Here is a 15236-nt window from a genome sequence, read left to right as displayed (position 1 = left end):
ATAGGTGGACGACTTTTAAGCCGCCCGCAGCAGGACAATCCAGCCGCTACCGTGGACTAATTTTGCACCGCCGTTCTCAAGCGTCATCATCTGCATTTATCGTAACGCAGGATGGAGTGTTGGTCACTCGCCCCATCGGAAACGAGATATTGGCTGGCGTCACCCGTCAGGTCATCATCGATCTCGCTCGCCGGAAGGGGCTGCGCGTAGAAAAGAGGGCTTTCGCGCCGGACGAGACATTGCAGGCTGCGGAAGCATTTTCGACTTCTGCTTCGACGTTCTTGTTGCCGGTTGTCAGCATTGACGGAACGGCAATCGGCTCCGGTGGACCGGGGCCGATCAGCTCTGATCTGCGGCAGGCCTATGCCGAACGCGCTCTGCGCTAGGTGTTTAATCCCGGCATTTGGCCGGCGTTCGGCCAGCAGCTTCCCTACGGAACCCAGCGGCTCCATTGGAGCCGGGACAGGCGGGAGAGCAGGGGCCCCAGGGGGCGGGGGAGGGCCGCGATGTCGGCTGGAGCAAGCCCGGTTTCGTCCACCCTGGCGATGCCCTCGGCGGGCTGGTCGAGGGCGGCGAGAGCATCCACCAGTTCGGCGGTGGCCTTGCCTATGGTCTCCATGCGCGTCGCGCTGTGATGGCTCTTGAGGCGGCGGATATGGGGATTGGTGTTGATCTCGTAGACCTGCACCCGGTCCCCGACAATGCCATAGTCGATGCGGCCGAAATCGATATTGGCCCGCCTCGCGATATCGAGCAGCAGCTCGGCATGGGGGCGGCTGTCATTATAGTCGCGCTCGAAAAGATAATGCTCCTCCCGCGCCGTTCCGAGCACCCCTTCCTTGGCGCACCAATGGGTGTCGGTGACGATGGGGCCGGGTACGAAGCGTCCGCCGACCACATAGGCGGCGTGCTTGCGGAAGGCCCCGGGCGCATCGGCGATCTCCTGGGTGTGGTACTGGACGATCAGCAGATCGCCCAGGGGATGGCCGAGGGCGGTCAGCCTATCGATTTCGGTGCGGACTTCGGCTTCCGAGCCCAGAAGCCCGCTCGCCACGCCCCGGTGGGCGGCGATCGTGCGGATGAACACCGGGTAGCGATCGGGCCACTCCCCGTCCACCGGTCGCCAGGCGCCGAAATCGTTGATGCCGGCTTTGTTGAGCTGCTTGAGCAGCGCAGCGCGCTGCAGCGCCAGGGCCGGATGGTTGAGGACGCGCGCGCCGGCCGAACGCAATGCGCGCGCGTAGCGGCCGGCGAGTTCGAGCCCCCAGAAATCGAGACGGTCGAAATCGGAAAAGATCCAGGTTCCGGTTCGGGCCCGCCGCGCGGCGAAGAGGTGATCATAGCTGATGACGCGCATCATCCCCCGGGGAAGCCATCTTGCGGCGTGGCGATGATGCGCAAGATGAGCGCGCGTTGCTACGAAGGTGATCATTTATCGCCGCGGAGTTTTAAGGGCCATTTACAAGTCAATCCCGATCTCATAGCTTCATCGGGCGTTGTTCACAACACGCATGCTATGGAGGGCAAGATGATCAAGCTCGATCACACAAGACTTCTCGGTTTCAAGATCAATGGTTCGGTTGGCGCCAAGCTCGGCATCAAAGTCAGTGCCAAGGTCGGCGGCAAGCCGGTCGAAAAAATCGACTGATTACACTCGGATCGGGTGAAGCATCGTGTCATATTTGTTTTCACCCGATCCCCGCGCCGCGGCCGATCTCGATCGCCGTATGCATGCGGAACTGGCCAGCAGCCTCGCTTATCTTGCTGACGAGGCCCGCGGACATTTCGACGTGGACACGACCGGGCTCGCCACGGTCATCGAAGGGTTGAAGGCCGAGCGGTTCGAGCCGATCACCTTCGAGCGGTATTATCAGCTCGTTGCGGCGATGAGCGAGGGGCGGCTTGCCGAGGCAAAGGCCCTGTTCGACGCCATCTGCGCCGCCCGCCCCATGGCGCCGGGGCTCACCATCGCATCGATAGACGATATCGCCGGGCCGGATGGGGCCGCGCTGATCCGGTCTGCGATGGATACGGACCCGACCACGCGGTTCAGCTTCCTCCAGCCCCCTGCCGATATGGCCGAGGCGTTCCGCTCAAGGCTGGATCGCGCTTGGGCGCGGTTCGAACCGGTGGTTCCCGAACTTTTCGCGGAGGTCCGCGCCGTTATCGGCCAGGTCGTCCTCGCGGTCGGCGAGCCCGGCGGCACCTATCATTTCGATGGCGGCTCGAGCTATCGCCTGTGGGGGGCGCTGGTGCTCAATCCCTCCTTCCATCCTACCGAAATGGATGTGGTGGAGGTCATCGGTCACGAATCCGGCCATACCTTGCTGTTCGGGCATTCCATCGATGAGCCGTTGGTTTTCAATCCGGATGATGAATTGTTCAAATCGCCGCTGCGCCTCGATCCGCGGCCCATGGATGGCATTTTCCACGCCACTTTCGTTCTGGCGCGCATGCATTGGACCATGTCGAAACTGATCGACTCCGGGCTGCTCACCGCCGAGGAAGCGGCGCATGCCGAGGAGGCCCGGCAAAGCGATGCGCGGCTCTTCCACGACGGGTTGCAGACGGTGCGGGCGAGCGCCCGGCTGTCCGGCAGCGGCGCGCGCCTGATCGATGCGGCAGAGGCCTATATGGCGCAGGCGACCCGGGCATAGGCCGGCGCGCGCAGTTGCGCATGCCGCGCCCGCAATAGCGTATCCTCGCAAATATCACCGGCGTTGCGGATCGGCGCGGAGGCGCGGCCGGCATCCTTCCAGCCGGTATTGATGGCCTTGAAATGCCAGAAGAACGCGTCGGGCAGGAAGGACTTGCCGAGCATCGGGCGCCCCCGGATCGAGTGCCAATAGGGGTGGACGCCCAGATTGCCGACCCAGGGGCGGCGCGGGTCGAGCACCCATTTGGCGGGCGTCCTGCGCCGTTCCTTTTCGGTTCCGGTCCATGCGAAGGCGCTGTGGTCGAAGATGGAAGCCAAGGGGGCAGCATCGGGCTCCACCCAGATGCCGGGCAGGATCAGCAGCCCGGCCCGGGTCCGGTCGAGACTGTCGTAGATGGGGGTATCGCCGGGGGGATTGGCCAGTTCATCGATATCGCAATTGAGAAACCCTCGCGCCGTGGCCGCGAAGCGGCGTAGCACGATGCTCATGCTGGCGATCTGGGCGAACCGGGCCCAGAACGGGTCGGTCCGCACCAGGGGATCGACCGGGCCGAAGGCGTGCGGAAAATCGATCACCGCAAAGGCTTTGAGCCCGTCCACTCCGGCCAGCGTTTCTTCGATCGCCGCAATGGGATAGGCGTCCGAGCCATTGTCGAACAGGACGATCGTGTCGGTCCGGTGCAACTGCACATGCCAGCGCGCCCAATAGCCGATCCACGCCAGATCGTTGTTCTTGTTGATGGTGGAGAGGAGGCGCGCGCCGCTGAGCGCGTCGGAATGATTGGGCTGGACGGGCAGCATAAACCTCTGGTCCGCAACCTGCAATTCCAACGCTTCTGTGCCGGCCGGTGCGCCGGTCCATTCAAAGATGGATGTCGAAAGCGACGCATAGAGCTTGAGCGCGAGCGGGGTTCCCGAGGGTCTGGCGACGGTGCGGCTGGCTTTGAGGAGGGCGAGGAGGTTGCGGGGCGGAGGCCCGATGCCGAGAACGCGCTCGCCATCCGCATGGCGGAAGACGTCATAGAGCAGCAGGTGGCCGTCAAAGGCCTGGTGGAAGGCCGGTGGACGCTGCATATAGCCGGAACGCGGCAACCGGCGATGGGGCCCGGCCGCATCCAGCGCCAGGCTGGTGCGGGAAATCGCCAATGCTGTCGGACGCAAGCGGACCACCCCAAAACCCCCAATCGATAAGGAGTATGGGGCGGTGGCGCTTTCGTCAATCGCCCCTCGCGGCCTTTCTGGTTTACGGGATGCGCTCGTCGGATCGCAGTTCGGCGGCCTTGGAATGGTATTGATGCGCGACCATCCACCCCTTTACCGGCCGCAACAGCGGCACGCAGGTGAGAAAGATCAGCGGCAAGGTGACGACCAGATGCACCCAGAAGGGCGGGTGATGGACGACCTCAAGCCAGAAGCCAAAAATGGCCACGGGAATGCATCCCAGCATCATGACGAAAAACGCCGGGCCATCGGCGGGATCGGCAAAGCCGTAATCGAGCCCGCACACGTCACATTCCTTGCGCAGCCTCAGAAATCCGGCAAACAAATGCCCCTCGGCGCAACGGGGACACCGGCCGAGCAGGCCGATTTTCCAGGAAGGCATCTCTGTGGTCATGGCGACGGCGCTCCGATTGGATATCCTGTAATGATAGCCACTGATGCCGCAACCGGCAACGCGACGTGTTGTCAGAGCGCAAGGCGGCTATTTGCCCATAAAGAAATCGGGGCCCCTCACTCCTCGATATCGATATCCCGCGTCTCGCGCCCGAGCAGCAGGGCGATCAGGGTGATCACGGCCATGGCCGTGAGGTAGACACCCACCCAGAAGGGGCTGCCGTCGCCAGCGCTCCAGAGAGCAACGGCGACGAAGGGGGCGAGTGCGGCGCCCAGGATCGAGGAGACATTGTAGGATATACCCGAACCGGTATAGCGCACATTGGCCGGGAAGAGTTCGGGCAGCAGCGCCCCCATCGGACCGAAGGTGAGGCCCATCAGGGTGAAGCCGATGATCAGCCAGGCCATCACGCCGACGAGGCCCTCGGCCAGCATCGGCACCCAGCACAGACCGAACAGCGCGATGGCCAGGGTAACCCAGATCAGGGTCTTCCGCCGTCCGAACCGGTCGGCCCAGGGGCCGGAAACCAAGGTGAAGATGCCGAAGAACACCACGCCGATGATCATCATCAGCACGAAGGTGGTGTAATCATAGCCGAGGCCCGGCACCGCTGCATCGATGGCGGCGCGGCCATAGCTGAGCGAGAAGGTCGTCATCAGGTAGAACAACACATAGGTGGCGAGCATGTAGAAGGTGCCCAGCACCAGTTCGCGGAAATTGTTCTGGAAGGCGGTGACCAGCGGCACCTTGCGCACCTGGCCCGTCTTGACGGTCTTTTCGAAGGCGTTGCTCTCGACGAGGTTGAGCCGCACCCACAGGCCGATGATCACCATGACGGCGGAAAACAGGAACGGGATGCGCCAGCCCCAATCGAGGAAGGCCAGCGAGGGACGGGACGGATCGTCCGAGGGCAGCAGCGCGGCAATGATCAGGAACAGGCCGTTGGCGATGATGAAGCCGATCGGCGCCCCGAGCTGGGGAAAGGTGCCGAACAGGGCCCGCTTGCCCTGAGGGGCGTTTTCCGTCGCGACCAGCGCCGCCCCGCTCCATTCCCCGCCCAGCGCGAAGCCCTGGGCCAGCCGGAGGATCACCAGCAGCGCGGGAGCCAGCCAGCCGGCGACGGCATAGGTCGGCAGCAGGCCGATCAGGAAGGTGGCGATCCCCATGGTCAGCAGCGCCGCGACGAGGGTCGTCTTGCGTCCCATTCGGTCGCCGAGATGGCCGAAGAACACCGCGCCGAGCGGCCGCGCCACCATGGCCGCTCCGAACACGGCAAAGGAGGACAGCAGCGCCGTTGTCTCATTGCCGGTGGGGAAGAACAGGTGCGGGAACACCAGCACTGCCGCGGTGGCATAGACATAGAAGTCGTAGAACTCGATGGTGGTCCCGACCAGGCTGGCAAGAAGGACGCGCGAACGCGAATTGGCTGGCTTGGCGGACACGGCCGCGGCGGCAGAGGACATGGCAAAACTCCGGAAAGAACGACACATGCCCCCGGCTCGTATGAGCCGGGGGCAGTGCGCTTGCAATTTCCTTACTGCCGCCACGCCCCCTCTTTCAAGAGGAAATGGCTGTCTTTGGCCCGGTTCAGGCCGATTGCTCGGTCGAAAGCGCCCTGGAGTGGCGGAAGCGCCGGAACAGCGGCAGCACCAGAATGATCACGGTGCAGACCAGCAGGAACACCGAGATCGAGCTGCCGAGGAAAATCGAGAAGTCGCCGCGCGAGGTGATGAGGCTGCGTCTGACGCCCAGTTCCAGCATCGGCCCGATCACCACGCCGAGGATCAGCGGAACGGTGGGATAATTGAGCTTGGACGTCACATAGCCGAGCACACCGAACGCCGCCATGACCAGCAGGTCGTCGAGGCTGAGATTGATGCCATAGATGCCGTAGACCACGACGCCGATCACCATGGCGAACAGCAATCCGCGGGATACGAAGACGGCCGCGGCGAGGATCGGCACCAGCAGGATGGTGATGAACACCAGCAGGAGATTGCCGATATAGAAGGTCCCGAACAGCGTCCAGACGAATTCCGACTGCTGTTCGAAAAGCCGCGGACCGGGCTGGAGGCCCAGCATCAGCAAGCCGGCCATCATCACGGCCATGGTTGCCGAACCCGGGATGCCGAGCGTGAACAACGTCACCATATTGCCGTAGGAAGCGCTGTTGTTCGCCGCTTCGGGCGCCGCCACGCCTTCGATGGCGCCGGTGCCGAATTTTTCGGGCTCCTTGGACATCTTCTTGGCCGTGGCATAGGCCATCATGGTGGCGGCGGTCGCGCCGGCGCCGGGCAGCACGCCGACCACGAAGCCGATGATCGACCCCGTAAACAGGGCGGCGCGGCATTTGATGAAATCGATCCAGCGCGGCATCATGGAGCGGTAGCTGTAGCTCGCCATGTCGACGCGGGAGGCGGGACCCTCTTCGAGGGCCAGGAACATCTGCCCCAGCCCGAACATGCCCACGGCAATCAGGGAGAAGTCGATACCCTCGAGGAGGATTGAACTGCCATAGGTGAACCGGGGGCCGCCCATGATCTGGTCGAGGCCGATCGTGCCGATCCAGAGGCCCAGCCCCAGGGAGATGAAGCTCTTGAGCCGGTCATTGGTGCCCAGCACCGTGACCAGCGAAAGCGACAGGATCATGAGCGCGGTCATTTCCACCGGGCCGAACATCAGCGCGTATCGCGAGAATATCTGCGCCATCAGCGTGAGGCCAACCAGGCCGACCAGCCCTCCCACGAAGGAGGCGTAGACGGACATTCCCAGGGCCTGGCCGGCCTTGCCCTGCTTGGCCATGGGGTAGCCGTCGATCACCGTCATCACCGAGGGCGCATCGCCCGGTATGCCGAGCAGGATCGAGGTCACCGCCCCGCCGAACATGGCGCCGTAGTAGACGCCGGCCAGCATGGCCAGGGCCACGACGGGTTCGAAGCCCACGGCGACGGGCAGCATGATGGCCACCCCGGCGGTCGGGCCGAGGCCGGGCAGGGCCCCGATCAGCAGACCGACCAGGGCGCCGATCAGAATGGCCAGCAGCATCATCGGGTCGCTTGCCGCAGCCCAGATACCGCTGCCCAGAAGCGTTAGAGTCTCCACCAAAGGCACTCCCTTAATATTTTATATGCCCAACGGGCCGTAGATCAGCGGGATCCGGATCACCTGTCCGAACAGCACGTGGCAGATGGCGGCGGTCGCCGCCGAGGCCAGGATCAGGCGCGTGTAGAAGGCGCGTCCGCGGCGGTCGGGCTCCTGGGTGAGAAGCCCCGTGATCACCATGAGAATGAAGGTCGCTATGCTGAGGCCTAGCAGCGGGGCGGCGAATACGAAGACGACCAGTGCGACGGTCAGCACGCCGATTACCGCGATGGTCGCGGGGGCGATGACATCGGACGTGATTGCCTTGTCGCGCAGGAAGCTGCGGGCCAGAAGCGCAATGGCCAGAACGAGGATCAGCACGCCGGAGGCCATGGGGAAAAACCCCGGGCCCGGCACATGGCCGCGATAGAGACCCAGCCCGATGGATGTCGTGACGACATGAATTCCGAGCAGGATCACCAATCCGGCAAAAATTCTGTCGAGGGTAATGATTTTCATTCCATCCCTCCCAAAAGCAGGAATGGCGCTGGCAGGGAGCCAGCGCCACGCAGATTATTCGATGATGCCGAGCGTGGTCATCAGCTCGGTGTATTCTTCGTTGCGCCGATCCATCTCGGCCTGGAATTCCGCGCCGGACAGGACGTAGGGGATGGCATTGAAGCGGTCGAGATACTGCTCTTTCCACTGCGGGCTGGCCACGGCCTGCTCGATGATCGCCGTCCAGTAGCCGACCGCATCCTCCGGCACGTCTCGGGGCATCACGAAGCCGCGAAGCTGGGTTTGGACCACGTCATAGCCCAGTTCCACGAAGGTGGGGATGTCGTCGAAGCCGGGAACGCGGCGATCCGAGCTGGCGGCAATGGCGCGGACTTCGCCCGCTTCGATCAGTTCCAGCACTTCGCTGGGGTTGCCGAACTGGACCTCGATATGCCCGCCCAGCAGCGCGGCCGTCACTTCGCCGTCGCCGCCGAAGGGCACGATATCGACTTCGATCTCGAGCTCTTCCTGCAGTTTCTGGGCGAGGAGCGCCGGATCGGCGACGATGCCGGTCGTGCCCGAAATCATCCGGCCGGATTCGATGATGTCATCGAGGCTCTGGATCGGGGAATTGGCTGCGACCACCATGATGTAGGGGTCCACGGAGATGGCGGCGAGCGGGGTGAAATCGGTGTAGGAGACCGGGGATTCGCCCATCAGCGGGGTGGTGAAGAAGCTCACGCCGACCTTGGTCCACAGATAGGGATCGCCGGTGCGGCCGGCGACGAAGGAATAGCCGACCGAGCCGGAGCCACCGGTCCGGTTCTCGACGAGAAAGTTGACCGGGGTCAATTCGAGCTCGTCGATGACGCTGGCAAGGATGCGCGTGGCGGTGTCGCTGCCGCCGCCCGCGGAACTGGTGACGACGATGGTGACGTCGCGTTCGGGTTCGAACGCCAGTGCGGGCAGGGTCGCGAAACCCAGCGCCAATCCAGCGGCCACGCCCATGATCTTAAGTGTCGACATTTAGAACCTCCCACATGTCGGTATCGTATACAAAGGCCGATGGGTGATGGCGAAACTGAGGATTTCGACACGCCTTCTCCGTACCTCTTGTTGATGGGAAACACACAATCGCGCGGTTTGTCAACAATCAAAACTGACAGTCTGGACATGTTTTTTCCCATTTTCCGGGCATGATGAGACATTGGGCACAGGAAATTCCCGCGCATAACGTATTTCTGAGCCCTGGCCTGGGATTATTGTTGACACTTTGGTCGAGGGTTTCTAAGTGTCGGCAATATCGAAGGGAAGCGATCATGGACCCCACGCCCATCTATGAAGACGCGGATGAGAGCGGCTCGCTCGCCCAGCAGCTTTATCGCGCCCTCGAGACGATGATCATCGAGGGGCAGCTGGGCCCTGGCGACCGCATCAACGAAAAGCAACTGGCCGATCAGCGCGGCACGAGCCGCGGTCCGGTTCGCGAGGCGTGCCGGCGCCTCGAGGAGGCGGGACTGGTCGAATTCAAGGTCAATCGCGGCTTCTTCGTGCGCGTTCTCGACCTTTCCGACATTCTCGAGATCTATGATGTCCGGGCCGCGCTTTTTTCGCAGGCCGGCCGCATCCTGGCGCGGCGCATCACCATGGCCCAGATCGATGAACTGCAGCAATTGCAGGATCAGATGGAGGCTTCGATAGAGGCGGAGGACGCCGAAAAATTCTATCTGCTCAACCGCCAGTTCCATTCCCGCATCATGCGGTTCACCGGCAACAGGCATCTGGCCGATATTTATGAAAACCTCGATCGCGAGCTGCATATCTGGCGCAAGCGGGCGTTGATCCTCGACGGCAATGTCCGGGCGTCGGCGGCGGAACACGTCCAGATCATCGAGGAATTCCGCAACGGACATCCCAGCCGGCTGGCGCGCATCCTGCGCGATCACAGTCTGGCCGGCCGAAACCGTCTGCTCCGCACCATGCCCGACAGCATCGCCGATACCGAGAATATCTGGGACGACGATTGACGTCGTTTTTTCCTCTCAAAAGCCAAGAGTTCCAAATGCACACATCCGACGGCAAGCCCATCGTAGCCATCACCAATGGGGACCCCTGCGGCATCGGCCCAGAGATCGCCCTCAAGGCCCTGGCCAAATCCGAAGTGCGCCAGGCGGCGGCGCCCATTATCGTGGGCAGTCCCGAGGTTTTCGAGCGCGATATGAAAATCGCCGGGACCAGCCTCGATATCCGGCTGCTGGACAAGCCTTCCGATGCCAGCGGTGCGCCGGGCACCGTCGAGATCCTGCCGTTCGACAGGCTCGATCTCGGCCAATGCGTGCGAGGCGAGGTCTCGGCGGAGGCCGGGCGCTATAGCGGGGCGAGCATCGCGCACGCCATCGGCCTGGCCATGCAGGGCGAGGTCCATTCCGTGGTCGTCTCGCCCAACAACAAGCGCGCCATGAAGGATGGCGGGCACGAGCACACCGGCTTTGAGGAAATCTCGCGTCACTATACCGGCGCCACCTCCTCGATCCAGATCCTCATGGGGCGGAAATACAATCTCGCGCGCGTCACCAACCACATTCCCCTGCGCGAGGTCGCCGATTATTGCACGCGCGAGCGCGTTCTGGCCGCCATTCGCGTGCTCAAAAAGAGCCTCGCCACGGTGGGGCTTCCCGATCCGGTGATCGGGGTGTCGGGCCTCAATCCGCACAATGGCGAGCATGGGCTGATGGGTACCGAGGAAATGACCGATATCGGCCCGGCCTGCGACGATGCGCGCGCCGAAGGCATCCGGGTCGTGGGTCCGATTTCGGCGGATTCGGTGTTCGTCAATATCGACAAGCTGAACCTCGATATCGTGCTTTCCATGTATCACGATCACGGCAATTCCGGCATCAAGATCCTTGAGTTCGGCCACCTCATCAATTTCATCGGCGGGCTGCCGGTCCCGGTTTTCACCGTTTCGCACGGCACGGCCTTCGATATCGCCGGCCAGGGTATTGCCGGCTCGACCAATATGGAACTCTCCATCGTGGCGGCCGCCAAAAGCGTGCGGCAGAGCTGAGGCGGGAACAATCTCCGCAGCATGACGTTGGCGAAGGGCCCGCCCGCAAAAATGCGGGCGGGCCCTTTAGCATCAGGAGAGATGATCGGGCGGCCGGCGTCGATACGGGATCGCGTTCAAGCTGATAAAACGGTACTGGCCTTCGGCTCGCTGCTGGTGAATCGTCAAGGGGATGCTGCCGCGGGAGGGTTTCGCGGCATCGGGTGAGGAAAGATTCGACACATGACAGTCGAGATCGTGCTGGTGCTGGGCATCGCCCTCTTCGCCATCGTGCTGTTTGCGACGGAGAGATTGCGGATCGATGCGGTGGCGTTGCTGGTTCTTTCGGCACTGGCCATTCTCGGCCTCGTCAGTTCCGACGAGGCGTTGAGCGGTTTTAGCAATCAGGCCACGATCACCGTGGCGGCGATGTTCATTCTCGCGGCCGGGCTCCAGAACAGCGGGGCCCTGTCGGGGATCGGGCATCTGCTGGGGCAGGCCAAATCGCCCCTCACCTTTCTGCTCCTTCTGTTCGGCGTTCTCGCCGTGGTCGCGCCCTTCGTCAACAATACCGCCGTGGTCGCGGTGTTCATGCCGCTGGTCATGACGGCGGCGGCCAGCATCGGCATGTCGGCCTCCAAGGCCCTGATCCCGCTGTCCTATGTTTCGCAGATGGCCGGGGTCTGCACGCTCGTGGGCACTTCGACCAATCTTTTGGTCAATGCCATGGCCCAGGATCTGGGGCATCCCGGCTTTTCCATGTTCGAATTCACCCCGCTGGGAGTGATCTGCCTTGTGGTGGGCTGCTTCTACCTGCTGACCCTGGGGCGCTGGCTGCTGCCGGACGCCCGCGCCACCGAACTGGTCGAGCAATATGAGCTGGGTAAATACATCACCGAATTGCGCGTCATGCCCGAATCCTCGCTGATCGGCGTCTCGGTCGGTGAAGCGAAGCTGGGCGAGGAATTCGGCGTCTTCGTCCTCGAATTGCTGCGCGGGGAAAAGAAGGTCTGGTCGCCCCGGTCTCAGACCCTCGAGGAAGGCGACGTCCTGATTGCCCGTGGCGATTGGTCCAAGCTCGACCAGTTGCGGATCGAGGCCGGGCTCGAGATCAATACCGAGTTCCAGCTCAAGGCACGGACGCTGGAAGAGGGCACCGAGCAGGTGCTGACCGAGGTGATGATTGCGCCCCGGTCGCGGGTGATCGGCAGCACACTGGGGATGCTCGATCGACGCTGGCAACACAATGGCACCGTCCTGGCCATTCATCGGCGCGGCCAGATCCTGCGCGAACAATTGAAGGATGTGCGGCTCAATGTGGGCGATGTCCTGCTGATGCTCACCCCGGAAACCGAAATGGTCGCATTGCGCGGCGACGCCAATGTCATCGTGCTCAGCGAGCGGGATGCGGAGAAGCCTGCCGGCTGGCGCGCGCCCTTCGCCTTGGCCACCATGGTTCTGGTGATCGCCATATCGGCCATGGGCTGGGCGCCCATCGCCATCACCGCGCTGATCGGCGCCGTGGCGATGACCCTGGCGGGCTGCCTCGAGGCGGACAAGGTCTATGACGCCATCGACTGGCGCATCATCATCCTGCTGGCCGGGCTGTTGCCGCTGGGGGTCGCCATGAGCCAGAGCGGCGCGGCCGAGTTCATCGTCGCCAATTCCATTGGCCTGGTGAGCGGCTTCGGTCCGCTGGTGGTGCTGGCCGTGCTCTATCTGATGGCGCTGGTGCTGACCGAGTTCATGAGCAATGCGGCCGCGGCCGTCCTGCTCACCCCCATCGGCATGTCCACCGCCAATATGCTGGGCGTGGATGCCACGCCCTTCCTGATCGCGGTGACCTTCGCGGCCTCGACGAGTTTCGCGACGCCGGTCGGCTATCAGACCAATACCATGGTCTACAGCGCCGGCGGCTACAAGTTCACCGATTTTCTCAAGGTGGGCCTGCCGCTCAATCTGATCTTCTGGGTTCTGGGGATGATCTTCATCCCCGTGTTCTGGCCGTTCTGACCTGCGGCCGGCCGCAGGTCGCGCGCTACCGTAAAGCGTAGCGCGCCACCCCAAGATCGGCCACGTCTATCTCTGGCGTCTCGCCGCTCACCAGATCGCTCACAATGCGGGCCGATCCGCTGCTCATGGTCCAGCCCAGCGTGCCATGGCCCGTGTTGAGGAACAGCCTCGGAATTCTGGTTGCCCCGACAATGGGCGTACCGTCGGGGGTCATGGGTCGGAGACCGGACCAGAACGTCGCCTTGGCGAGATCGCCGCCGGGAAAAAGATCGCTGACCGAATGTTCGAGGGTTTTGCGCCGTCCCGCGTCGAGCCCGTTCGTATAGCCCGATATCTCGGCCGTCCCGCCGACGCGGATGCGGTCGCCCAGCCTGGTTATGGCGATTTTATAGGATTCGTCCATGACCGTGGAGATCGGCGCTTTGGACGGGTCACGAATGGGTATGGTGAGCGAATATCCTTTCACCGGGTAAATCGGCAGGTTGATTTTGTAGGGGCGCAGAAACGCGGCCGAAAAACTGCCGAGGGCGACGACGACGGCATCCGCCGCAATCCTTTCCTTGCCTTCGATGAGAACGCCGGCCACCTTTCCGTCGACGATGTCGAGGCCGGTGACCCGGCTATTGTAGGCGAAGCGAACACCCAGGGCTTCGGCCCTGGCCGCCAGGGCGGATGCGAATTTATAGCAGTCGCCGGTTTCATCGCCTGGTGTCCGGAGCCCTCCGGCCACCTTGTGGCGCGCATGGGCAAGGGCCGGCTCGACGGCCACGCACGCATTGGGGCCTAAAATCTCGAAAGCTATGCCATCGGCGGCAAGAACCTTGGCATCTTTCGCGCTTGCGTCGAGCTGTTGCTGGGTCCTGAACAGTTGCAGGGTGCCCTTCATGCCGTGGTCGTAAGCAATGCCGGTTTCGTCGCGCAGATGACGGAACGCCACCCGGCTGTAATCGGCCAGCCGGAGCATGCGGCTCTTATTTATGGCGTATCTCTCGGCGGTGCAGTTGCGCAGCATTTGCAGCAGCCACGTGAGCATGGCCGCGTCGAGCCTGGGGCGAATGACCAGCGGCGAGTGCTCCATCAGCAGCCATTTGAGGGCTTTCAGGGGAATGCCGGGCGCGGCCCAGGGGGAGCAATAGCCGAACGAGACCTGGCCGGCATTGGCAAAACTGGTTTCCAGCGCAGGACCGGCCTGGCGGTCCAGAACGGTAACCTCGTGGCCGTTTCTGGCGAGTTGATAGGCGGATGTTATGCCGACAATGCCGCTGCCCAGTACAACAACCTTCATAATATTCCTCATGATGACAGCACAGGCAAGCCGGGGCCTCCGTCCGGGACGGATTGGCGGCACATTCTCGTGGACGTGATTACGGCGTTTTCGAACCGTCGCGGAGATCGCGGCGATGCCGCGAGCGACGGGCATCAGATGCAGTCGACAAGCCCGTCTTCTACGCGCAGCGCCGCGCCTGTGGTGGCGGACGCCTGGGTCGAGCATGCGTAAACGACCATGCTGGCCACTTCCTCGACGCTGGCCGGCCTCCGAATGATCGAGGCGGGTCGATGGGTCGTTACGTATTCCACGGCGACTTCCTCAAAGGTTTTGTCGGTGCCGGCCATTTCGGCTTCGAGCATCTTTGCGACGCCGTCGGAGAGCGTCGGGCCGGGCAGAACGGAATTGACGGTCACGCCGGTGCCCGCCATCCGTTTTGCCAGTCCGCGGGCGATGGAAAGCTGTGCCGTTTTCGTGCAGCCATAGTGAATTTGATCGGAAGGGATGCTCAATCCCGATTCCGACGAAATAAACACCGCACGACCCCAACCAGCGCCCACCATTCCCGGCAAATACGCGCGCGCAAGCCGCACCCCGGACAGAACGTTCGTCTCGAAATACTGCATCCATCTGGCGTCGTCGGTCTCAAAGAAGTCCTGCCGGCCGTAAATGCCCAGATTGTTGACGAGGATGTCACAGCGGGGAAAGGCGGCAACAAGGTCGTCGCAGCCCTTCGCCGTCCCGAGGTCCGCGGCAAAACCGCTGATGGTTCCGGCACTTGGCTCGGCCCGGACCGCCTCGATGGCGCGGTCCACATTGTCCTGGGATCGGCCATTGACTATGACGTTGGCCCCAGTCGCTGCCAGGCCCTTGGCGATCGCCAACCCGATCCCGCTGGTGGACCCCGTTACGATCGCCGTTTTTCCGGAAAGATCTATCTTCAACTTGGTTTTCTCCGCATGGTGTCGTGCGCGACCTGAAGCCTAGGCTGAATCGACATTCATCGCATCCACAGCATTGCTGCGGCGAGTTGCAAGAAGCTTAGGAAGTGGGTCGCGCG

The 15236-nt window shown here is 62.9% G+C and carries 15 protein-coding genes; 6 read left to right on the top strand and 9 right to left on the bottom strand.

The annotated features are described in order from the left end of the window. Positions 1 to 386, top strand: a 386-nt coding sequence (locus tag DVH29_RS15170; protein ID WP_210206256.1) for an aminotransferase class IV, incomplete at its 5' end; no start/stop codon positions are given. A 44-nt stretch (positions 387 to 430) separates the two neighbouring features. On the opposite strand, the gene DVH29_RS15165 is transcribed toward DVH29_RS15170, so the two are convergent. Then, positions 431 to 1360, bottom strand: coding sequence for a hypothetical protein (locus DVH29_RS15165; RefSeq protein ID WP_114647032.1), 930 nt, complete (start codon positions 1358 to 1360; stop codon positions 431 to 433). 30 nt (positions 1361 to 1390) lie between these two features. On the opposite strand from DVH29_RS15165, the gene DVH29_RS16270 reads away from it, so the two are divergent. After that, positions 1391 to 1648 (top strand): hypothetical protein, encoded by a 258-nt coding sequence (locus tag DVH29_RS16270; RefSeq protein WP_147276129.1) that lies wholly within the window; start codon positions 1391 to 1393, stop codon positions 1646 to 1648. 25 nt (positions 1649 to 1673) lie between these two features. Continuing rightward, positions 1674 to 2657 carry an aKG-HExxH-type peptide beta-hydroxylase gene (locus DVH29_RS15160; RefSeq protein ID WP_147276128.1) on the top strand — a complete coding sequence of 328 codons (984 nt, stop codon included), beginning with the start codon at positions 1674 to 1676 and terminating at the stop codon, positions 2655 to 2657. Here the strand turns inward: DVH29_RS15160 and DVH29_RS15155 are convergent. The 6 genes from DVH29_RS15155 to DVH29_RS15130 all read right to left on the bottom strand — a co-directional run bounded on the left by DVH29_RS15155 (position 2630) and on the right by DVH29_RS15130 (position 8876). After that, positions 2630 to 3817 (bottom strand): hypothetical protein, encoded by a 1188-nt coding sequence (locus DVH29_RS15155; RefSeq protein ID WP_147276127.1) that lies wholly within the window; start codon positions 3815 to 3817, stop codon positions 2630 to 2632. The genes DVH29_RS15160 and DVH29_RS15155 overlap by 28 nt on opposite strands. Positions 3818 to 3899: 82 nt before the next feature. Further along, positions 3900 to 4271: a DUF983 domain-containing protein gene (locus tag DVH29_RS15150; RefSeq protein ID WP_114647029.1), complete on the bottom strand. Its 372-nt coding sequence runs from the start codon at positions 4269 to 4271 to the stop codon at positions 3900 to 3902. A gap of 116 nt (positions 4272 to 4387) precedes the next feature. After that, positions 4388 to 5734: an MFS transporter gene (locus tag DVH29_RS15145; protein ID WP_114647028.1), complete on the bottom strand. Its 1347-nt coding sequence runs from the start codon at positions 5732 to 5734 to the stop codon at positions 4388 to 4390. Positions 5735 to 5858: 124 nt separating this feature from the next. Then, positions 5859 to 7373, bottom strand: coding sequence for a tripartite tricarboxylate transporter permease (locus tag DVH29_RS15140; RefSeq protein ID WP_114647033.1), 1515 nt, complete (start codon positions 7371 to 7373; stop codon positions 5859 to 5861). A gap of 21 nt (positions 7374 to 7394) precedes the next feature. Continuing rightward, positions 7395 to 7871 carry a tripartite tricarboxylate transporter TctB family protein gene (locus tag DVH29_RS15135; RefSeq protein ID WP_114647027.1) on the bottom strand — a complete coding sequence of 159 codons (477 nt, stop codon included), beginning with the start codon at positions 7869 to 7871 and terminating at the stop codon, positions 7395 to 7397. A gap of 54 nt (positions 7872 to 7925) precedes the next feature. After that, a complete protein-coding gene (locus DVH29_RS15130; protein WP_114647026.1) occupies positions 7926 to 8876 on the bottom strand; it encodes a Bug family tripartite tricarboxylate transporter substrate binding protein in 951 nt (316 codons plus the stop codon). 293 nt (positions 8877 to 9169) lie between these two features. Here DVH29_RS15130 and DVH29_RS15125 point away from each other — a divergent pair, with 293 nt between their 5' ends. The 3 genes from DVH29_RS15125 to DVH29_RS15115 all read left to right on the top strand — a co-directional run bounded on the left by DVH29_RS15125 (position 9170) and on the right by DVH29_RS15115 (position 12909). Continuing rightward, positions 9170 to 9877, top strand: a complete 708-nt coding sequence (locus DVH29_RS15125; protein ID WP_158541700.1) for a GntR family transcriptional regulator — start codon at positions 9170 to 9172, stop codon at positions 9875 to 9877. Positions 9878 to 9912: 35 nt separating this feature from the next. Next, positions 9913 to 10917: a PdxA family dehydrogenase gene (locus tag DVH29_RS15120; protein WP_114647024.1), complete on the top strand. Its 1005-nt coding sequence runs from the start codon at positions 9913 to 9915 to the stop codon at positions 10915 to 10917. A 222-nt stretch (positions 10918 to 11139) separates the two neighbouring features. Next, positions 11140 to 12909, top strand: coding sequence for an SLC13 family permease (locus DVH29_RS15115; RefSeq protein ID WP_114647023.1), 1770 nt, complete (start codon positions 11140 to 11142; stop codon positions 12907 to 12909). A gap of 25 nt (positions 12910 to 12934) precedes the next feature. Here DVH29_RS15115 and DVH29_RS15110 read toward each other — a convergent pair whose 3' ends face one another. Together DVH29_RS15110 and DVH29_RS15105 are read right to left on the bottom strand one after the other, a co-directional pair. After that, on the bottom strand, positions 12935 to 14194 hold the full coding sequence (locus DVH29_RS15110) for a D-amino acid dehydrogenase (RefSeq protein WP_114647022.1): 1260 nt from the start codon (positions 14192 to 14194) through the stop codon (positions 12935 to 12937). Between the two features lie 134 nt (positions 14195 to 14328). Further along, complete coding sequence (locus DVH29_RS15105) at positions 14329 to 15120, bottom strand: SDR family NAD(P)-dependent oxidoreductase (protein ID WP_114647021.1); 792 nt, start codon at positions 15118 to 15120, stop codon at positions 14329 to 14331. Between the last annotated feature and the right edge of the window lie 116 nt (positions 15121 to 15236).

This window comes from Pelagibacterium lacus (genome assembly GCF_003345525.1).
GTDB lineage: Bacteria > Pseudomonadota > Alphaproteobacteria > Rhizobiales > Devosiaceae > Pelagibacterium > Pelagibacterium lacus.
This window is presented reverse-complemented; position numbering and strand designations above follow the sequence as displayed.